The sequence below is a fragment of the Hyalangium sp. genome (assembly GCF_035629615.1).
Classification (GTDB): Bacteria; Myxococcota; Myxococcia; order Myxococcales; family Myxococcaceae; genus Hyalangium.
This window is the reverse complement of record NZ_DASPHO010000544.1, coordinates 1-19,846: the sequence shown is the minus strand read 5'-3', so window position 1 is coordinate 19,846 and position 19,846 is coordinate 1. Positions and strand designations below refer to the sequence as shown.

Annotated in this window: 19 protein-coding genes and 1 pseudogene; 7 read left to right on the top strand and 13 right to left on the bottom strand. The window is 68.9% G+C overall.

Translation table 11 applies throughout. From position 1 onward, the window contains the following. The 5 genes and pseudogenes from VD972_RS27680 to VD972_RS27660 all read left to right on the top strand — a co-directional run. Positions 1-374 (top strand): annotated as a pseudogene (locus VD972_RS27680) (hypothetical protein); the annotation flags it as partial. Positions 375-452: 78 nt separating this feature from the next. After that, the gene (locus VD972_RS27675) at positions 453-1,469 is read left to right on the top strand and encodes a hypothetical protein (protein WP_324991752.1); all 1,017 of its coding nucleotides are present in this window, start codon (positions 453-455) and stop codon (positions 1,467-1,469) included. Next, the gene (locus tag VD972_RS27670; RefSeq protein ID WP_324991751.1) at positions 1,469-2,317 is read left to right on the top strand and encodes a hypothetical protein; all 849 of its coding nucleotides are present in this window, start codon (positions 1,469-1,471) and stop codon (positions 2,315-2,317) included. Before VD972_RS27675 ends, VD972_RS27670 begins: the two co-directional genes overlap by 1 nt. Positions 2,318-2,352: 35 nt before the next feature. Further along, complete coding sequence (locus VD972_RS27665) at positions 2,353-2,607, top strand: hypothetical protein (RefSeq protein ID WP_324991750.1); 255 nt, start codon at positions 2,353-2,355, stop codon at positions 2,605-2,607. Continuing rightward, a complete protein-coding gene (locus VD972_RS27660) occupies positions 2,597-2,797 on the top strand; it encodes a hypothetical protein (protein WP_324991749.1) in 201 nt (66 codons plus the stop codon). Before VD972_RS27665 ends, VD972_RS27660 begins: the two co-directional genes overlap by 11 nt. Before the next feature lie 54 nt (positions 2,798-2,851). Here VD972_RS27660 and VD972_RS27655 read toward each other — a convergent pair whose 3' ends face one another. The 4 genes from VD972_RS27655 to VD972_RS27640 form a co-directional block, all read right to left on the bottom strand. Beyond that, a complete protein-coding gene (locus VD972_RS27655) occupies positions 2,852-4,936 on the bottom strand; it encodes a M13 family metallopeptidase (protein WP_324991748.1) in 2,085 nt (694 codons plus the stop codon). A 101-nt stretch (positions 4,937-5,037) separates the two neighbouring features. Then, positions 5,038-5,946, bottom strand: a complete 909-nt coding sequence (locus VD972_RS27650) for a DUF4846 domain-containing protein (protein WP_324991747.1) — start codon at positions 5,944-5,946, stop codon at positions 5,038-5,040. Next, positions 5,943-7,196 (bottom strand): hypothetical protein, encoded by a 1,254-nt coding sequence (locus VD972_RS27645; RefSeq protein WP_324991746.1) that lies wholly within the window; start codon positions 7,194-7,196, stop codon positions 5,943-5,945. Before VD972_RS27645 ends, VD972_RS27650 begins: the two co-directional genes overlap by 4 nt. 48 nt (positions 7,197-7,244) lie before the next feature. After that, a complete protein-coding gene (locus tag VD972_RS27640) occupies positions 7,245-7,397 on the bottom strand; it encodes a hypothetical protein (protein ID WP_324991745.1) in 153 nt (50 codons plus the stop codon). A 43-nt stretch (positions 7,398-7,440) separates the two neighbouring features. On the opposite strand from VD972_RS27640, the gene VD972_RS27635 reads away from it, so the two are divergent. Then, positions 7,441-7,758, top strand: a complete 318-nt coding sequence (locus tag VD972_RS27635) for a putative quinol monooxygenase (protein WP_324991753.1) — start codon at positions 7,441-7,443, stop codon at positions 7,756-7,758. Next, complete coding sequence (locus tag VD972_RS27630; protein ID WP_324991744.1) at positions 7,745-8,929, top strand: iron-containing alcohol dehydrogenase; 1,185 nt, start codon at positions 7,745-7,747, stop codon at positions 8,927-8,929. The genes VD972_RS27635 and VD972_RS27630 overlap by 14 nt, the downstream gene beginning before the upstream one ends. A gap of 131 nt (positions 8,930-9,060) precedes the next feature. Here the strand turns inward: VD972_RS27630 and VD972_RS27625 are convergent, their stop codons facing one another. The 9 genes from VD972_RS27625 to VD972_RS27585 form a co-directional block, all read right to left on the bottom strand. After that, positions 9,061-9,735 (bottom strand): glutathione S-transferase family protein, encoded by a 675-nt coding sequence (locus VD972_RS27625; RefSeq protein ID WP_324991743.1) that lies wholly within the window; start codon positions 9,733-9,735, stop codon positions 9,061-9,063. Between the two features lie 43 nt (positions 9,736-9,778). Further along, a complete protein-coding gene (locus tag VD972_RS27620) occupies positions 9,779-11,278 on the bottom strand; it encodes a M20/M25/M40 family metallo-hydrolase (protein WP_324991742.1) in 1,500 nt (499 codons plus the stop codon). Between the two features lie 71 nt (positions 11,279-11,349). Further along, positions 11,350-12,984, bottom strand: a complete 1,635-nt coding sequence (locus VD972_RS27615; protein WP_324991741.1) for an aromatic amino acid hydroxylase — start codon at positions 12,982-12,984, stop codon at positions 11,350-11,352. A 74-nt stretch (positions 12,985-13,058) separates the two neighbouring features. Beyond that, positions 13,059-13,994: a LysR family transcriptional regulator gene (locus VD972_RS27610; protein WP_324991740.1), complete on the bottom strand. Its 936-nt coding sequence runs from the start codon at positions 13,992-13,994 to the stop codon at positions 13,059-13,061. Between the two features lie 15 nt (positions 13,995-14,009). Next, positions 14,010-16,184 carry a hypothetical protein gene (locus tag VD972_RS27605; protein WP_324991739.1) on the bottom strand — a complete coding sequence of 725 codons (2,175 nt, stop codon included), beginning with the start codon at positions 16,182-16,184 and terminating at the stop codon, positions 14,010-14,012. Between the two features lie 5 nt (positions 16,185-16,189). Further along, complete coding sequence (locus VD972_RS27600) at positions 16,190-16,840, bottom strand: class II aldolase/adducin family protein (protein ID WP_324991738.1); 651 nt, start codon at positions 16,838-16,840, stop codon at positions 16,190-16,192. Beyond that, a complete protein-coding gene (mtnA, locus tag VD972_RS27595) occupies positions 16,837-17,946 on the bottom strand; it encodes an S-methyl-5-thioribose-1-phosphate isomerase (RefSeq protein WP_324991737.1) in 1,110 nt (369 codons plus the stop codon). Before mtnA ends, VD972_RS27600 begins: the two co-directional genes overlap by 4 nt. Positions 17,947-18,059: 113 nt before the next feature. Beyond that, positions 18,060-19,133, bottom strand: coding sequence for a beta-ketoacyl-ACP synthase III (locus VD972_RS27590; RefSeq protein ID WP_324991736.1), 1,074 nt, complete (start codon positions 19,131-19,133; stop codon positions 18,060-18,062). A gap of 63 nt (positions 19,134-19,196) precedes the next feature. Further along, positions 19,197-19,846, bottom strand: a 650-nt coding sequence (locus VD972_RS27585; RefSeq protein ID WP_324991735.1) for an S-methyl-5'-thioadenosine phosphorylase, incomplete at its 5' end; no start/stop codon positions are given.

Sequence of the window (19,846 nt, the reverse complement as noted above, 5' to 3'; positions counted from 1 at the left end):
AGTTCCGGGCCGACCCGAACCCGGCCAAGGACTTCGGACAGCCTCCGGTCTACAGCTACGTCACCCAGCCACTGCGCGCAGGCAACGTGCGCGAGGCGCCATGGGAGCTGAACGCGTCCGGGCGCGTGAAGCTTCGCTTCGGACAGACGGGCGACGGGAGCCTCCAACTGGCGGCGGGAGAGGGGGCGGGCTTCTCCAAGGCGCTCGTCTACTACCACCGGCTGGGTGATTGGCAGGAGCCGCCCAACCTGTTCAACCCTTTCTGGCGCGCGAAGCTGCACCCGTTTACCAGCCGGGAGGCCGAGCAGGTCCTGACCGAGGCGGGCAACGCGGACGCTGCGCGGCTCGCCACCACCTCGAGATTGCCGTTCTAACGGTCAACAAGGCACTGTGAGATGAGGCACTTCCGGCACAGAGAACGTGGCGCGGCTTCGGTGGAGGCCGCCATCAGCATGCTCCTCATCGTCCCGGTCTTCCTGTACGCGCTCTTCTTGGATGATCTGCTGCGCTACGCGGGAGATCTGCAGGAGGCGGTGACCTCTACACCCTGGGACTTTACAGGGCAGGACTACACCCGCCCTGGCACTCTGGGGTTGAGCAAGGTCGAGGGCTCCGCACCGCCCGGGGGACAGAGGGCGGTGCAGTGGCAGGCGCGGCTGATGTTCTGCGATCACGAGTCCAGTGGGGACAGCTATGAGAAAGGCCAGGACTGCGGTGCGCAGGACCACCATGCGGGTAAGGCGCTCAGTGGCCACGTCTGCTGGCTCAACGCCGGAGCGCGCCAGGTGACGTGCGAGCCCGTCCAGACGGACGTGGGGCTGTTGAAGGAGGCGCAGTTCCGGCAGTACCAGGCCGTCTTCGGCACAGTGGGGGGCATGTACGAGTGCCACGCGAGATCCGTCGTGGAGAACTACCTCATGCCCAAGAGCTTCCTGCAGCGCTTCTCCAAGGTGGATCTCGCGAAGAAGAACTGGAAGTCCCAGGGCTCGGACTACCACGAGAATGCCACCCAGGGGACCGATGAGACGGCGTACTTCCTGGAAGCACAGCACTTCGCCCTCGTGACGGATCCCTGGGCCCTCAACGGCGATCTGGAAGCCCCGAACCCGGGAGACACCCTGGCCGTCCGCCCCGACGACATGAGCGGCGAGCTGTACGAGCGCGTGAACCACGTCTACACCCGCTCTCCCTCCTTTGCGGCGTTCGAGGCCGCGGATGCGCTCTTCCGTACGGCGGCCAGCGAGCAGGAGCTGCTGGCGCCAGGCGCCAAGCCGGACGATCCGCTCCAGCCCAAAGTCTCTCTGCAGAAGACCCGGAGCTTTCCTCCCACGCAGGCCATCCAGGAGGAGAACCGCTCCGCGCATTACTTCGCCACGCCCTGGAAGGACTGGTCTCGGGACGCCTATGAGAAGACAGCGCAAAAGCGCGGGGCCTGGTACATGGGCTGCACGAGCCCGGAGGGTTGCTGATGCCCAGTGGACCTTCGCTCTGGCTGCGGGTCAGCCTGCTGCTCTGTTGCGTGGCCGTGGTGGGGATCCTCCTGGGCGCAGGGTGGGAGAGCATCGCAGCCTCGGAGGAGGAGGTGCCTGAGGGCGTGTGGGAGGCTCAGCCGCTCCCGGCGCTGCCCGAGTCGCCTCTGTGGTACGGCGGCCCCTCGGAGGGCCAACGGCAGGTGGTCGCGCGCGCCACCGCGCAGCTGCCTCCCTACCCCGATGCCGTTGCCCAGGCGCTTGCGGCGGACTACCTGGATCCGGGCTCGCGCATCGCGGTGGCGTGGTTCGTCACGCGCGATCCACCGGAGCGAGTGCTCCGCTTCTACCGTGAGGCGCTGCTGGACGAGGGGCTGCCGGTGATGGAGCACCGCTACCACCTGAATGCGGGTTACGTGGGCCACGTGGATCCCGCTTCACGCGAGGCGCACATCGTCTCGGTGCTGGCCCAGGGCGGAGAGACGGTGGTCTTCGTCTCCAGCGGGCAGGTGGACTCCTTCCTCGAAGGATCGAGCCCCCTTCCCGAGGGGCTCCCGATGCCCGAGGGAGCTGAGACTCCCGTGGTGCTGGCCTTCCGCCAGGAGGGGCGTGTCCGATACTCGGTGCAAGCGGCGGTTCCCCATGCGCGGGCGGCCGAGCTGGCGGCCTTCTATCGCGAGACCTTCAGCACCCAGGGCTGGAAGTTGGAGGACACGGTGGAGCGCGAAGCGGGAGAGACGCACCTGCTCGCGAGCCAGGGAGACTCTCGGATCTCCGCGCTGGTGCAGCCTCAGGAGGGTGGTGCACGGCTCCTGCTGACCCTCGACGCGCAGGAGCAGGTGCAGTGAACAAGGACAAGGTTCGACGAATGCGGCACGGAGCCATGAAGCGAGCGGTGTGTGCGGGAGTGCTGGGGGCGTGGATGCTGGGAGGAGGCATGGCGTTCGCCGCGCTCTCCCGGCGCGGGCTGAATCCCGCCTGCGAGGCGGACTGCTCGAGCGCCCGCCAGAAGTGTGCCGAAGCGTGCAGGGAGCACGCGGGGCAAGGCACGGCCGTGTGTCTCAAGGCGTGTGTGCAGGTGGAGCGCGAGTGTCGGAGCGACTGCCAGCTCTCCGGGAGCGAGGACCATGACGAGTAGGCCCCCTGTCCAGCAGCGATCCGGGCCGCGAGGGCATCCGCGCGGCCAGTCCATGGTGGAGTACGTGGCCTTCAGCGCTGCCGTGCTGGGCGTCGGCACGGTGGGATGGCCTTACCTGGCGATGATGCTCAATGCGCTGAGCAGGTACTTCGAGTCCCTCTACTACGTCATCCAGTCCCCCCTGACGTAGAGGGGAGAGGGCCCGGCTTGGCGGCCCTCTCCATGCTTCAAGTCCCGCGAGGGGCTACCAGACCTTCACGCGCTGGGCGGGCGGCAGCCACGCGCCATCGCCCTCCTTCACGCCGAAGGCCTGGTGGAACTCCGGCATGTTCCGCACCACGCCATTGACGCGGTACGGGCCGGGAGAGTGCGAGTCCGTCAGCAGCATCTGCCGCAGGAAGTCATCGCGGAAGAGCGAGCGCCAGACCTGCGCCCAGCCGAAGAAGAAGCGCTGGTCTCCGGTGAAGCCCTCGATGGTCGGCGCCTCCTTGCCCTCCAGCGACAGCTTGTAGGCCTTGTAGGCCACCGTCAGGCCGCTCAGGTCACCGATGTTCTCACCCAGCGTCAGCTTCCCGTTCACCGTCATCGCGTCAATGGGCTTGAAGGCGTTGTACTGCTCCACCAGCATGCCCGTGCGCTGCTCGAAGGCCTTCTTGTCCTCGGCCGTCCACCAGTCGCGCAGGTTGCCCTCCCCGTCCGAGCGGCTGCCCTGATCGTCGAAGCCGTGGCTGAACTCGTGGCCGATCACGCCGCCGATGGCGCCGTAGTTGACCGCGTCATCCGCCTCGGGATCGAAGAAGGGGGGCTGCAGGATGGCGGCCGGGAAGACGATCTCGTTCAGCGACGAGTTGTAGTACGCGTTCACCGTCTGCGGCGTCATGCCCCACTCGTCCCGGTCGATGGGCTTGCCCAGCTTGTCCAGGTTCCGTTGGATCTCGAACGCGGTGGCCCGCTTGTCGTTGCCCACCAGATCGCCCGGGACGATCTCCAGGCTCGAGTAGTCCCGCCACTTGTCCGGGTAGCCGATCTTCACGTTGAACTTCGCCAGCTTCTCCTGCGCCTGGGCCTTGGTGGCCGGGCTCATCCACTCGAGCTGATCGATGCCGGCCTTGAAGGCCGCGCGGAGGTTGTTCACCAGCTCCAGCATGCGCTTCTTGGACTCGGAGCTGAAGTGACGCTCCACGTAGAGCTTGCCCACGGACTCGCCCAGGGCGAACTCCACCATCTCCACGCCGCGCTTCCACCGCGGGCGGTTCTCCTGCTGGCCCTGCAGCGTGCGGCCGCGGAACTCGAAGCTGAGCTCCTCGAAGGGCTTGCTCAGCAGCGGGGCGTACCCGTCCAGCAGCTTGTAGGTGAGGTACTGCTTCATCACCGGCAGCGGCGTCTGCTTCAGCACCTCCGCCATGGCCTGGAAGAAGTCCGGCTGACGGACGATGACGGCCGGCGTCTTCTCCGCGCCCACGGCCTTCAGGTAGCGCGTCCATGAGAAGGCGGGGGTGAGCTGCTCCAGCTCCGCCACCGTCTTGAGGTTGTAGGTGGCCTCGCGGTCGCGGTTGCGTGCCCGCTCCCAGCTCTTCTCGGCCAGCTTCGTCTCCAGCGCGAGGATGGCCTTGGCCGCCGCCGCCGCGTCCTTCTCTCCCGCCAGCGCGAGCAGCTTCTCCACATAGCCCTGGTAGGCCGTGCGCAGCTCGACGAAGCGCGGCTCCGGCTTGAAGTAGTAGTCGCGATCCGGCAGGCCCAGGCCGCTCTGGGTCGCGTAGACGATGTAGCGCGTGGACTGCTTCGCGTCCTGGCCCACGAACAACGCCATGGGAGTCTGCACCCCCTTGCGGTACAGCTCGGCGAACACCTCGGGGTACTCGTTGGCGCCCTTGAGCGCCGCCACGCGCTTCAGGTCCGCGCGGATGGGCTCCAGGCCCAGCGACTCGATGCGCTGGGTGTCCATGAAGCTGAGGTAGAGATCGCCGACCTTCTGATCATCGGTGCCCTGCTTGCGGTCCTTGGTGGCCGCGGCCTCCTCGATGATGCCCTTGAGGGCCGCCTCGCTCTTGTCCAGCAGCTCGATGAAGGTTCCGTAGCGGGGGCGATCCGGCGGCATCTGAGTGGTCTTCACCCAGGTGCCGTTGACGTACTGGTAGAAGTCGTCCTGGGGGCGGACGGAGGTGTCGAAGTTCTTCACCTCGACGCCGAGCTTGCGCGCAGGGGCCTGGGTCGTCTTCTCCGGGGTGGCCGAGGACGCAGGCGGGGTGCTGGTCGCGCAACTGGTGAGCAGCAGGGCGCTGAGTGCGCCCGGGGCCCAGAAGGAGCGGGAAAGGGGCTTGAGGCTCATGGGTCTCCAGGGAAAGGGGGATGCGGGTGTTAGCCAACCGGGAGCGCTGCGTCTACCCGGGCGGGCGGCCGAACACCCTTGTGCACCCCTTATTCCCCGGCTCAGAGGCGGCGCAGCGAGGACCAGGGGAAGGGCTTCCAGAAGGGCGTGGCCACCTCGTCGGCCTCCAGGGAGAACCATGGCCCCTCCTGGCCGGGAGACAGCACCTGGAAGTCCTGCGCCGGGATGAAGCCCTGGCCGAGCAGCGCCACCCGCTCGCCCGCGGCGTTCACCGCCACATCCAGCACGAGCACGGCATGCCCCGGACTGCCCCCGAGCACGAAGAAGTCCCCGGGCCGTACATCCTCGCGTGAAGGCCGTCGCTTCTCCTCCTGCAGCGACAGCGTCCCCGCGTAGGTGAAGACCAGCGCGAGGTACGAGCGGAACGACGCGCGCGAGCCGTCCACCGCGGCGCTGCGGCTCCACTTCACCTTCGAGCCGGAGATCTTCGCGCGCTCGCCCGCCGCGTACTTGGGCCAGGACGCGAGATCCCCGCTGGTGAAGCGGTAGGCGATGCGCTCCTTCTGGCCTTGCACCCAGAGCCACTCGGCGTGGAGGCGGATGATCGAGTCCGCGCACTGCTGGAGGTTGGCGGTGCCCACGTCCAGCTCGGCCACCGCGGCCAGCCGGGAGTCATCCCCGGCCAGCACCTGTCCGCCTCGGAAGTCACGCACCGGCGAGCCCTCGGGGCGCAGCGGCAGGCCGCGCAGCCACGCTCCGAACGAGCCCGCCTCCATCGCCACCCGCGTGTAGCCAGCCGGTGGGGGGAAGGTGCCCTCCAGCGGGCGCACCCGAGCCTCCTGGGACAGCCAGGGGTAGCGCGCCAGCTCCTCGCGAGTGGGCGTGCGGGGCGTGGCGTCGGGGGCGGCACTTGCCGGGGAGGTGGGCTGGGCCCCCGCGGCGGTGGACAGCAGGAGGCAGCCGAGGAGGCAGCTCAGGAAGCGCGGCAAGGTCGAGCGGCAGATCATCATGGCGAGCTGAGCACGGCCTTGAGGTCGGCTTCCATCTGCTTGCGGATGGTCAGCAGACCCCCGTTGGGGAAGGGCACGCCGTTGCGCGTCAAGGTGGCGAGCACGGGGTAGAACGGATCCGCGCGGACCTTCGGCGCCTCATAGGCGTCGAGCGTGGCCGGGAGCAGGTAGCGGGGCACGCGGCCGGCCTCGGGTGCGTCCTCGCTCATGAGGATCCACTCGAAGGTGCTTGGCTGGCTCATGTACGCGGTGAACTCGAGCGCCGCCTTCTCGCAGTCGCCGGTGCAGCGGGCGCTCAGGAAGTACGAGTCGGTGAACAGGATGGGCGTGTTGCCCTCTCCCAGCGGCGCCGAGGAGATCTGGAGGGCGGAGGCGCTGGCTCCGGCGGGCAGGCTCTTGATGATGGTGTGCAGGCGCTCCGAGTAGCCCAGCATGGTGTCCACCTTGCCCTGGGCGAAGAGCTGCGCGGGCAGATCGAAGTTCTCGAAGTCGTTGTACGTCCCATCGATGCAGGGGTTCTTGCCATCGGCGGCGCAGGTGCGGACAACGGCGCGCAAGGACTCGAGCACCGCCGAGTCATAGCTCGACGTCGTCACCGCGGTGCTGAGGGACTCGCCGCCGTGCCGGTCCGCCCACGCATCCACGTAGAGCGAGGGGAGGTTCCAGCTCCCGAGCATGTCTCCGGCCATATCCGGCTCGGCGGTGCCCAGTCCCACCAGGGCTTGGACGAGCGCCGACGCGGTCTGCGCCTGCCGCACGCTCTCGCTGCGCGACATGATGAAGTGGTTGCACAGCCAGTGGGGCACGCCGTAGACGACCGCCGGATCGGTCTGCTGCGAGGCCGTGACTCCCGACGGGTGGAAGGAGATGCCGTCGGGCAGGCGCGGCCAGGGGCGCACCGAGCCGGAGGCCACCAGCTCGCCGAGGATGCTCGTGTCCGTCTCGATGACGTCGTAGGCGCAGTCACCCTCGCCGTTCAGGGAGCGAGCGATGCCCGCCGGCTCGTAGAAGTCGTCCTGGAAGCACGGCGGGTTGATCTCCAGATCGATGTTGGGGTGGCTCAGCTCGAAGTCAGCCTCGATGCGGGCCGCCAAGGCCTTGAACCCATCCCCGGCCGCATCAGGGATATAGGGATACATCGGCACCCGGAGCGGGATCTTCGCTCCGGTCGAGGGAGGAGGCTCTTCCTCCCCGCAGGCCCACAGGAGCACCGCGCCCACCAGCCAGAGCCACCGCACGTTGCTTCTCATCCGTCCACCTCATGAGGGGGTTGGGCCCCCCTCACGAGGGAGGCCGGGTCAGCCGAACACCGGGTCCACGATATCCTTGCCGTAGCCGAAGTTCCCCTGGGTGGCCGGGTTCCGGGTCTGCAACAGGATGTTGATGGCCGGATTGCTCAGCACGATGGAGGCCCACTGGGAGTGGACCGGCCTGCCGACAGTCCAGGACAACGCATTTGTTTGGAGTGGAATGCGCTCGCGGTACCCTGGGCGCATGTCTCAGAGCCTGCTGATCGTCCACGTCCACGTTCACGTGAGACCGGAGCACGTCAACGCCTTCCGCGAGGCCACGCTGGCCAACGCTCGCGAGAGCGTGAAGGAGCAGGGAATCGCCCGCTTCGATGTCGTCCAGGACACCGAGGACACGACGCGGTTCGTGCTGGTCGAGGTGTACCGGACGCCCGAGGCCCCGGCCGCGCACAAGGAGACGGCCCACTACCTGAAGTGGCGGGACACCGTGGCGCCGATGATGGCCGAGCCGCGCACGAGCCGGAAGTACGCCAACTGCTTCCCCGACAATGGGGGGTGGTGACGTGAGCAGCGGCCTGGCTTTCGAGTTCGCCACCGCCACGCGAGTCATCTTCGGCGCGGGCCGGCTGGCTGAAGCGCCCGAGCTGGTGCGGGCTCTCGGGGGGCGCCGGGTGATGATCGTCACCGGGAGTACTCCCGCGCGCGCGGCGCCGCTGCGCGAGGGGCTGGACCGGCTGGGGCTGTCCACCGTTCTCTTCCGGGTGGAGGGCGAGCCCACGCTGGAGATGGCGCGAGAGGGCACGGCCACGGCCATCGCCGCGGGGTGCGACGTCGTGGTGGCACTGGGTGGGGGCAGCGTGCTGGACGCGGGCAAGGCCATCGCGGCGCTGGCTGCCAACGGCGGGGATCCGCTCGACTATCTGGAGGTGATCGGGCGGGGGCGGCCGCTGACGCACCCCTCGGTGCCGATGGTGGCCATCCCCACGACGGCGGGGACAGGCTCGGAGGTGACGCGCAACGCGGTGCTGGGCTCCAGGGAGGAGAAGGTGAAGGCCAGCCTGCGCAGCCCGCTCATGCTGCCGCGCGTGGCTCTGGTGGATCCGGACCTGCTCGTGGGGACTCCCGGGCCGGTGGTTGCCTCCAGCGGGCTGGACGCGCTCTCCCAGCTCATCGAGCCCTTTCTCTCCGCCCGGGCCAACCCGCTCACAGACACGCTGGCCCGCGAGGGGATGCGCCGCTCGGCGCGCTCGCTGCGGCGGGCGGCGCTGGAGGACTTCGACGCGGCGGCGCGGGAGGATCTGGCGCTGGCCAGCCTCTTCGGAGGGCTGTGCCTGGCCAACTCGGGGCTCGGCGCCGTGCACGGCTTTGCTGCTCCGATGGGCGGCATGTTCCAGGCGCCACACGGGGCAGTCTGCGCGGCGCTGCTGGCGGCGAGCCTGGACGTGAACCTCCGGGCGCTCCGGGCTCGTGCGCCCCAGCACCCGGCGCTCTCCCGCTTCCAGGAGGTGGCGGCGCTGCTCACCGGGAAGGCGGAGGCGCGAGCGGAGGATGCCATCGCCTGGGTGAGGGAGCTGTGCCAGGCGCTGAGTGTGCCGGGGCTGCGCCGCTATGGGCTGACGGAGGCCGAGGTGCCCCAGCTGGTGGAGAAGGCCAAGGTGGCCAGCAGCATGAAGGCCAACCCACTGGTGCTCACGGACGAGGAGCTCACGGAGATCGCCGCCCGCTCGCTGTGAGCCGCGCCCCTCCCGCATCGCTCCGGTCGCCGACTCAAGGCTCCCCCGACCGCGCGCTCTGGCCCAACCTGTCTGCTTGTCTGACAGGTTGGCCCGGCGCGCCGCCAGGGGGCGCAAGCCTCAGGCCTGCCTCACCGCTGCAAGAGGCTCTGGGCCGACTGGATCAGCTTCTCCTGGTTGGCTTCATCGAGCTTGACCTCGTGGGGGATCTTCACACCCCGCTGAGCCGCCGGCCGCTGTTCGATGGCGGCCAGCCAGCGCTGCAGGTGTGGCAGCCCCTCCACCGATACGCCCGCCCAGAAGTGGACACGCGCCCAGGCCCAGTTGGCGATGTCGGCGATGCTGTAGTCCCCCGCCAGGTACTCGTTCTCCTGGAGCCGGGTGTCGAGCACGGTGTAGAGGCGCCGCGTCTCGTTCTGGTAGCGCTGGATGGCGGCCGGGATCTTCTCCGGGAAGTAGCGGAAGAAGACGTTGGCCTGCCCCTGCATGGGGCCCACCCCGCCCATCTGGAACATCAGCCACTGAATGACCCGCGAGCGCCCCTTGCGGTCCGTCGGCAGCAGCCGCCCGGTCTTCTCCGCCAGGTAGATCATGATCGCCCCCGACTCGAACACCGAGAACCCATCCTCCTCGCGGTCCACGATGGCCGGGATGCGCCCGTTGGGGTTGATCTTCATGTACTCGGGCTGCTTCTGCTCGCCCTTGCTCAGGTCGATGGGGTGCACGGTGTAGGGCAGCCCCAGCTCCTCCAGGGTGATGGCGATCTTCCAGCCGTTCGGCGTGGCCCACGTATAGAAATCAATCATTGGTCAGCTCCTTGGGTGACATCAGGGGGGCTCCTTGCGGGGGCTACTTCCGCCCGCGCTTGCCGGCGGCCCAGTCCTCATGGACGTTGAAGGCCTTCATCTGCTGGAGCAGGTCCGTGGTACGCGTCAGCTCCTCCACCTGCGCGCGCGAGTGCCGCGGCAGCTTCGCATCCATCTGCGCAAAGCCATAGGCCAGGGCCGCCATGATGGCCGTGTTGAGCCGCAGCTGGTTCACGTCGCACTTGTCCAGCTCATCCGAGCGCGCATGGTAGTTGGGGCCATAGAGCGCCGGCTCCTGGTTTGCCACCAGGTTGGGCACCCCGTGCAGCATGAAGTCGAAGTTGTCCGTGCCGACGATGGGATCATCCACCTGCGTGAAGGGCCCCAGTCCTTTCACCGGCTCGAGCGCCCGGTCAACCAGGGGTGGCAGCTCAGGGCGGCGTCCGGTGAAGAAGCCGGTGATGCGCCCGCAGCCGATGTCGAAGGAGGAGGCCATCACGTGCTTGTCCAGCTCCGCCTCGTGCGCCAGCGTGTAGCCCCACGAGCCGAACATGCCCTGCTCCTCACCGTTCCACAGGGCGAAGCGGAGGGTGCGCGCCGGCTTCAGCCCCAGCCGCTTCATCTGCCGTGCCACGTCGATGAGCGCCACCACGTTGGCCCCGTTGTCCAGCGCTCCGGTGCCCAGATCCCACGAGTCCAGGTGCGCCCCCAGCACGACGATCTCCTCCGGGCGCGTGGTGCCGCGGAGCTCTCCGATGACGTTGTGGCTCGTGTAGGCAGGGCCTGACTGGATGTCGAGCTCGGCGGTGATCGTCAGCGCCTTGCCACCCCGGAGGAGCCGCATCGCCCGCAGCGCACCATCCCGCTCCATCACGAACATGGGCCGGGTGTTGCGCAGCCCCGTGGCCACGTTGTGGCGGTAGAGCAGGTTGTTGGGCCGCGAGCCCATGTAGACCACGCCCGCCACGCCGGCCGCGAAGGCGCGCTCCTCGATCGCGGCGCCCTCGGTGTACTCGCGGAACAGGCCGTCAATGTCCTTCAGCTCCGCAGTCTCCACGAGCAGGAACGCCCCACGGGCCTTGGCCCCCAGTGCCTGGAAGTCCTTCTCCGAGCCCTTGCCTCCGGAGACCAGCGGCGCCCTGAGCCCACCCTTGGGGGTGCTGGTGGAGAAGGGCATGGCCGCCACGCGGGGCGTGTAGCTGACGCCCTCCCCACGCACGGTGGCGCGCGCCGAGCGCTCCAGCCACAGCGAGGGCATCTGGAAGAGCTCCTTGCGCGCATCCACGCCCGCCTCGCGGAAGCGCGCCAGCGCCCACTCCACCGAGCGGAGGTTGGCCTGCGAGCCCGTGGCCCTTCCGCCGATCTCATCCGTGAGGGACTGGAGATCGTTCACCAGAGGTGTGTCCCCCATGAAGGCGGCGATCAACCGGGACACCTCGGAGTGAGCGGGGGCCTCCGGGCCTGGAGGCGCCGCGAGGGCCGGTGAGCCGAGGAGCAAGACGCAGAGGAGGGCAGGCAGCAGGTGGGAGCGGGCTGGACGCAAGTCGGTCTCCAGGGTGGCGCGGCAGCCTATCTCGACGCACCAGGCCAGAGGCCTCGAACCCTGGGTCGACGTTACGAAGCGGCCAGCTGGGAACGGGCGGAGCGCTCGGGGTACGCACCCAGCATCGGAGCGCCCGAGAGGGCCTCGCGCAGCTCGTTCAGCTCATCCCAGAGCAGCCACTCGCCCGGGAACGCGCTGGCGGCCTGGGTCAGCTGCTCCAGACGCTCCGGCCGGCGCTCGCCCGACTCACGGAGTGCCCGCGCCTCGCGGTAGAGCCCTGCCAGGGCTGGAGGCAGTGCCTCGGCCTTGCGCGCCCGCGCCTGTGCCTCGCCGTCGCCCTCGCTGAAGGCATTGAGCTCGCCGAACCAGCGATCCCACGCGCCCGGATCCGCGGCGCCGCCCGCCACCGACGGCAGGCCCTCGCTGAGGTAGAGCCGCGCCACCGAGGGAAGCTGCTCCAGTGTCCGCGCTCCCAGCTTCACGCGCAGGCGCAGCACCTCGCCGCCGCCCACGGAGAAGCCCTCCAGGCGCAGGCCGCTGGCGAGCTCGAGCTGGAAGGGGCCGCGCTCCGGCAGCGTGCCGATGCCAAAGGCCACCAGCGTGGGGCTCTGCCACGGCTTGCCCTGGGCCTGCCCGCCGCGAGACAGCATCACCGGCCCCGACAGGCGGACCATGGCCGTGGAGAGGCCCTCCTTCACGGGGCGCGAGCCCTCGAAGAGCTCCACCACGCGGCCCGTCACCTCGCGCCCGTCCGCGAGCACCAGGTGGTTCACCGAGCGCGCCCGCAGCGCCTCTTGCAGGCCGTAGTCTCCGCCGCGCTTCCACGCCAGCGTGGCCTCGAACTGCTCCAGCACCTGGAAGAGGTGCTCGAAGTCCCGCGCGACGAAGAGCTGCGGCTGCATCTGGGTGATGTCGTACTCGGTGTCCGCGCACGTCAGGCTCAGCGGCACCTTCTTCACCGCCGGGGTGAGACAGTGCTCGGCCTCGCCGATGCTCGACAGCAGGCCAGCGCCGTACAGGCGAGGATGCTCCAGGCTGCCCACCAGGCCGTACTCGGCCGTCCACCAGTAGAGGCGCGAGGCCCTGGTGCTCTCGCTCACGTAGCGGCTGCTGCGCGTGGCGGCATCCAGCCGCGCCTGGGCGTGCTCCACCTCCTCCGGCGTGGCGGTGGGATCTTCCTTCACCACGCTGAGATTGCGAATGGCCTCGAAGATGGCCTGATCCTCCACCGAGGCGATGGCCTTGAAGCCCACCATGCCGCAGCGCTTGAGGTACTCCGCATAGCGGGCGCTGGCGATGATGGGCGCGTGGCCGGCGCTCTCGTGGACGATGTCCGGCGCGGGCGTGTACGGGATGTGCTCGTGGGTGCGGATGTCCGCGGCGATGGCCAGCACGCCCATGGCCTGCAGCTCGGTGAACACGGCCGGGGGAATGAATCCGCGCACGCCCACCGCCGCCCAGCCCAGCTTCGCCAGCTTCTCGTTCATCTCATCCAGGCTGGGGATGCGCTCCACGCCGATGCCCGTAGCCTCCAGCCCCTCGAGGTAGACGGGGTGGGCCTTGTCGGACAGGTGGCTGCGGAGGCGGCGGAGGATGTGGCGCCACACCGCTTGATCGCGCGGCGTATAGGACTCGTACTCCTGTCCCACGACGTAGCGTCGCAGGTGGGCAGGCAGGCGGGCCAGGGTCCTCTCCGTCGGGGTCATCGGCGCTCCTCCATCGGCTACCCCTTAGGGTAAGGATGAAGAGGCCCGGCGGAAATCCGTAAAATTCCGAAGTTCTATTCGATTTTCCGACGTTTCGGCCCCAGCCTGCGTCGGAGGCCCTGGAGGACGTGACGGGTCTCTGCGCTCTGCACGCCCTCGGCCCAGAGGGCGACCACCTCGATGAGCTGGGGCTGCTCCTCTTGGAGGGGCCAGACGTGGAGCTCAGGTGGGAAGGGGCGCAGGGGCCGCAGGTCCGGGGCGATGCCGCAAGCCTGGGCGAAGGCGCGGAGCACGTCGAAGAGCTGGAGGAAGCTCTCCACGCGGGCCACCTCGCGCACGGTGACGCTGTGCGTCGCAAAGCGCGCGCTGTTGGCACCGCCGTAGGGATCATCCCGGAGCCAGTCCACGAAGGACTGGCCCTCGAGATCCTTCACGTGCAGGGCCTTGCCAGCGCCGGTCGTGGCAGCCAGGGGGGAGTCCGGGCCCGCCAGCACCACGAAGGGCAGGGCCGTGAGGGACTCGGCCTCCACGCCTCGGTGGGGGGGCAGGGGGGTGAAGCCGATGACCAGGTCGCGCTGGCCCGTCTGCACTTCGCGCACCAGCTCGAAGGGCCCGCCGAAGCCGATCTCCAGCTTGATGCCGGCCTGGGCGGCGTCCCAGGCGATGTCGCCCAGGAGCATGGTGGAGAGCGTGTGGTTGAGGCCCAGGCGCAGGCTGGGCTCGGAGCTGGCGAGATCCCTCAGGCGCTTGAGATCGAGCTGGTGCAGCGGCGTCTGCGTGCCGGCGTAGAGCCGCTGGCCGCGCGGGGTGAGGTGGAGCCGGCGGCCAGGCCCGCGCTCCAGCAGGGGCTCGCCATCACCCAGGGCGGCTTCGAGCGCGCGGATGTGCTCGCTCACCACGGAGCGGGCGACGCCCAGGTGTTCGGCGGCTCCCTCCAAGCTGCCCGCCTCGACGGCGGCCGCGAAGGCCTCCAGCCAGTTGAGGTGCCGCGGGAGCTTGCGAGGGGGCATGAGCCGTGTCCGCTGTCAGTAGAAGAAGAACGGCCAGAGGGAAGGCATGGGCCGCCCGTCCGAGTAGGTCTGCCCTGAGTTGTAGCCGGGCATGTTCTGGAACCACCAGACGAGGAACTCGCCGCCGCAGTCCGGGGCGAGGGACAGGTAGCGCGCCCAGGTGTCCTTGTTGACGAGCTCGGTCGCATCGGCGCCGCCGGGGCCCTGGCGTCGGCCGAAGCCCGTGCACGAGGTGCGCACCAGCGTGGCGTTGCCGTAGTCGTAGTGGCTGACGCTGTTGGGCGCGAAGTGCACGTTGCCGCAGGCCCCGTCATACGGGCTCACGTTGTAGGAGGTGCCCTGGTGGACCACCCGCGCGCTCGACGGGGTGGGGAAGCTGAGGCACGGCTCGGTGGCGCAGCCCATGTCGTACAGCTTGGAGAAGGGCAGGCCATAGCGCGTGTCCAGATCGAACCGGACCAGCGGGGTGAACCACTCCGTGAGCGAGGGCACCGCCTTGCTGTTGGAGGTCCACTCCAGGCCGTGACCTTGCGAGTGGACGTAGCAGCCAGGGCCGCGGTTGTAGTTGACGAAGCCGATGCGCAGGCTCCGGCCACAGAAGGGCACGTCCGCCTCGAAGCACCCGTTGCCTGCGCAGCGCTCCACGGCGTTGGGGATGCGGTTGCCCGTGCGCGTGTAGCGAGGCTTGGCCTCCAGCACCTCCGCGGCGTTCACGTCCGGCACATCCCCCGAGCCGATGACCCACAGCTCGTGAATGTCTCCGCGCTCCACCAGCTCGCACAGCGTCAGGAAGCGGCCGACGTTGGCCGGATCCGGGTAGCCGTAGTGCTGCGCGAAGCCCTGCTCGAAGAGGGTGGCGTAGTCGAAGCGCCAGCCGCCGGGCTCACTCTGGGGGCGCCGCGGGAAGAGGGTGCTGTTCTCGTACGCATAGCCTGCGGGCGGTGGCGGACGGCCGTTGACCCCGTCTCGCAGATCGATGATCGGCTTGGCGAGCTGGTACTGAAGCTGCGCGGGCGCGGAGGCGTTCCTGAAGCCCTGGACCTTGGAGCCCTCGGCGAAGGCGTTGGTGAGCTGGGTGATGAGCTGGTTGATCTGAGTAGGGGAGCTCGGGTTGACGAAGTTGAGGGCCAGCAGCTTGGGCTTTAGCGTCTGGATCTGGGCGTGGTGCACCTGGAGCCACGGATCGCTGTTGGCGCGGCTGGTGGCGTTGGGCCACTCGGAGTGGTTGGCGTCATTGGGCAGCACGCACGTCCCGCCCTGCGGGACGAAGCCCGTCGCGCAGGCACTGCACGCGTTGCCGCCGTAGCCCAGGTCGCACGAGCAGGCGAGGACGGAGGGATCGCACGTCCCTCGGCCGCTGCAGGAGCTGGGGCACTGCAGGTTGCAGACGGTCTGGGCCTGCTCGAAGCTCATGGCATCCAGGTCGATCGTGAAGCCGGAGTCCCAGGTGTCTGCGTGCACCTCCACGAGGGCCAGGGCGCGGAGGTTCACGGTGCTGCCGGAGGCGCTCCAGGTGGAATCCCCGGCGAGCGGAATGGAGATGGGCGTCCAGGTGCTGCCGTCGCGGCCAAGGAGCTGGCGGCTGGGCGTATAGGTGCGCCGGTTGCCGGCCGAGTCCTGGAGCACCACCACGGGGAAGTCGCCCTGCCAGCCGATGGGGGTGGTGTTGAGGGCGCGGATGGCGAACCGGAGCTGGTCGGAGCTGGAGACATCCACGGTGCCGCCCGCGGGCGTGTAGCGCAGGGCGAAGTCGAAGCCCGACTGGGTGACGGCCCTCAGCCCCGTGCTGCCGCGGACCACTTCGGCCGCGCTAAGCATGCTCAGGTCCGTCTGCGCGTTGTCAGAGGACCAGGCCGTCCACCGCGTGAGCACATTGTCCTCGACGAAGTCGCCACAGGCCTGGGGAGGAGTTCCTGCGTCGGTGCCAGCATCCGGAGTGGGAAGGACTCCTCCATCCGTGCCGCCGTCTGTCGCGGGAGTCGTGCCCGCATCACTTCCGGCATCCGCGCCAGGGGTGCCTCCATCCGGCGGGGGCTGCGTTCCTCCATCAAGCCCTGCATCGGCCTGTCCCGCGTCGGGAGCAGGTCCGGGAGTGCCGCTGTCCGGGTCTCCCGTGTCCGGCGGATCGTCCTTGCAGCCCGCGAGCGAGAGCGTGAGACCGAACAGCACCGCGAAGATCTGGTTGCGCATCTCGGTCACTCCTTCTGCTGCCCGTAGGTCCGGAACTTCTCCAGCACCCCGGCCATCTCGGCTTCATCGAGCAGCACGGGCTCGCCCACCTGGAGCGCCCGCAGGTACATGCCGGCGAGTGTCTCAACTTCGATGGCCAGTTTGAAGGCGCTCGGCAGGTCTGGGCCGACGGTGATCAGCCCGTGGTTCGCGAGCAGACATGCCTTGCGACCTTCGAGCGCGGCCACAGCATGGCGGGACAGTTCCTCTGTGCCAAAGGTGGCGTAGGGGGCACAGCGGATGTTGGAGCCGCCGGCCATCGCCACCATGTAGTGGAAGGGAGGGATGGAGCAGCGCAGGCACGAGACGGCGGTGCTGTTCAGGGAGTGCGTGTGCAGCACCGCGTTCACCTCTGGCCGCGAGGCGAGGATGTCGCGGTGGAAGCGCCACTCCGAGGAAGGGAGCCGCAACCCCTCATGGCTCCCGTCGAAGCGCATGAGGACGATGTCCTCCGGGCGCATTGCGTCGTACTCCATGCCCGTGGGGGTGACGAGGAAGCCCTCGTCCACGCGGTGGCTGAGGTTGCCGGAGGTGCCCTGGTTGAGCCCAGAGGGATTCAGCCGTCGGGCGGTGGAGATGATTGCTTCTCGCTGCCACAGGTGCGGCAGCGGGCTCACGTCCCAGTTCCTCGGGCTCGCTCGGGGAAGAGCGACCGCAGTCCCTCGGGTGAGGACGCGCACACCCCACGTTCAGTGACGAGCCCTGTGACGAGCCGCGCCGGTGTCACGTCGAAGCCGTAGTTGGCCGCGGGGCTGCCGGGGGGCGTGATGCGTACGGTCACCACCTCGCCCGAGGGCAGCCGTCCGCTGATGTCGGTCAGCTCGGCGCCGTCGCGCTGCTCGATGGGGATGTCGCGGACGCCATCCTCGAGCGTCCAGTCGATCGTGGGCGACGGCAGCGCCACATAGAAGGGCACGCCGTTGTCCTTGGCCGCGAGCGCCTTGAGGTAGGTGCCGATCTTGTTCGCCACGTCGCCCCGGGCGGTGGTCCGGTCCGTGCCGACGATGCACAGGTCTACACGGCCGTGCTGCATGAGGTGGCCGCCCACATTGTCGGCGATGACGGTGTGGGGGACGCCATGCTGTCCCAGCTCCCAGGCGGTGAGGCTGGCGCCCTGGTTGCGAGGCCGCGTCTCATCCACCCAGACATGGACGGGGATCCCCGCGTCATGAGCCAGATAGATGGGCGCGAGCGCGGTGCCCCAGTCCACGGTGGCCAGCCAGCCCGCGTTGCAGTGGGTGAGGACGTTGACGCGGCCCTTCTTCCCCTTGCGCTCCCAGGCATCCTGGAGGAGCGGCAGGCCATGGGTGCCGATGCCATGGTTGATGGCCACGTCCTCGTCGCAGAGGGCGGCGGCGCGCCGGTAGGCGGCAGAGAGGCGCTCGGAAGGGGAGAGCGGCTGGAGGGTGCGGCGCATCTCCTCCAGGGCCCAGCGCAGGTTGATGGCAGTGGGCCGGGTGCCTGCCAGCACCTCGCAGGCCTTCTCCAGCGCTTCATCCGACGTGTCCGCGCGCAGGGCCAGGCAGACGCCATAGGCGGCGGCGGCGCCAATGAGCGGCGCGCCCCGGAGCTGCATGGAGAGGATGGCATGGGCCACCTCCTCCATCGTGGTGAGGTGAGCCGTCACGAAGGCGTGGGGAAGACGCGTCTGGTCGATGATGCCCACGGACCAGCCGTCGGGCTCGACCCAGATGGTGCGCATCGGCTGGCCAAGGACCTTCATGGATTCCTCCAGGCGGCCATCATGCCCGGAGGGAGCGGGTGTGTCGCTCACTCCGGGAGGCGCTGTCTCTCTGGCTCAGGGAGCGGGCAGGGACCGTTCCTAGAGACCCGGGACTACTCGCGCATCAGCGCCGCGCCCCAGTGGAACCCGGCGCCCAGGCCCACGAAGCACACCAGGTCTCCCTCCTTCACCTTGCCGCTCTTGCGGCACTCGTCATAGGCGATGGGAATCGTCGCCGCGGTGGTGTTCCCGTAGCGCTGGATGTTGTTGTAGACGCGCTCGTCCGGCAGCTTCAGCGACTTCTGCACCGCCTCGTTGATGCGCAGGTTGGCCTGGTGCGCGATCAGCATGTGGATGTCATCCACCGTGACGCCCACCTTCTGGCAGACCTCATGCACGGCCTCGGGCATCTTCGACACGGCCATCTTGAACACCGTGCGTCCGTCCATCGACGGCACGTAGCGCGCCTCGCGGATGTGCGCCTCGCCACCCACGTAGGGCCGGTAGGCGAAGCCCGCGGATGGCACGTACAGGCTCTCCGCCTTGCTCCCATCCGAGTGCAGCACGAAGCCCAGCAGACCGCGCTCCGGGTTGTCCGTGGGCCCCAGCACCACCGCGCCCGCCGCATCACCGAACAGCGACGTCCGGTCCCGGAACTTCGTGTTGAACTCGATCTCGTCCTTGGGCAGCTCGCCCTGCGCCTTGCCGGTGATGAGATCGAACGCCTGCTTCGTCCAGGGCATGAAGCCGGTGTGGACCTCGGCCCCGACGAAGAGCAGCCGCTTCGCCACCCCCGAGCGGATCAGCGCGTCGCATACTTGGAGTCCGTAGATGAACCCGCTGCACTGCTGGCGGATGTCCAGCGCCGGGATGTTGGACAGCCCCAGCTTCGCCTGGAGCAGGCCGCCACAGCCCGGGAAGTAATAGTCCGGGGTCATCGTGGCGAAGACGATGTAGTCGATCTCCTGGGGAGTCACCCTCGCGTCCTCCAGCGCCTTGCGCGCGGCCTGGACACCCAGGTCGCTGGTGGAGGTCCCCTCCTCGACGAAGTAGCGCTGCTCGATACCGGTGCGCTCGCGGATCCACTCATCCGACGTGTCACAGATCTTCGACAGCGCCTCGTTTTTGACGCAGTGCTCCCCAACGACGAAGCCGCTTCCTAGGACTCGGGTGAAGGCAGTGGGCATGGCTCTCCTTAGCGGCCCGCTGCTTTATGCGGCCAGCACGACAGGAGCAAGTACCCGGCACGTTCAGCGCCGCAGCACCCTCCCAGCGACGGCGTCCAGGCGCTCCATCACGGCGGGGTCCCGAGCCTCGGGGGCGGTGATGAGGGCCGTGTCCAGGCACGTCTGGCAGCCGTGCTTGCAAGGGCTCTGCTGCCCGCCCAGCAGCGGGATGACCTTCTTGATGAGCGAGCGCGCCTTGCCGGCGTTGGCCAGGAGCACGGAGAGGACCTGCTCCACGGTGACGGCGTCATGGCCCGGGTGCCAGCAGTCGAAGTCCGTGACCATGGCCACCGTCGCGTAGCAGATCTCCGCCTCACGGGCGAGCTTGGCCTCGGGCATGTTGGTCATGCCGATGACGTCGCAGCCCCAGTCGCGATAGAGGCGGCTCTCGGCCCGGGTGGAGAACTGCGGGCCTTCCATGACGACGTAGGTTCCCCCCTCGACGACGTGGGCGCCGACCTCGCGCGCCGCCTGGGCGGCGAGCGCCGAAAGCCGCGGGCAGACCGGGTCGGCCATCGAGACGTGGGCCACCAGGCCAGGGCCGAAGAAGCTCTTCTCGCGGGCGAAGGTGCGGTCGATGAACTGGTCGACGACGACGAAGGTCGCCGGGCTCAGATCCTCGCGCAGGGAGCCCACGGCCGACAGGGAGATGACATCGGTGCAGCCGACGCGCT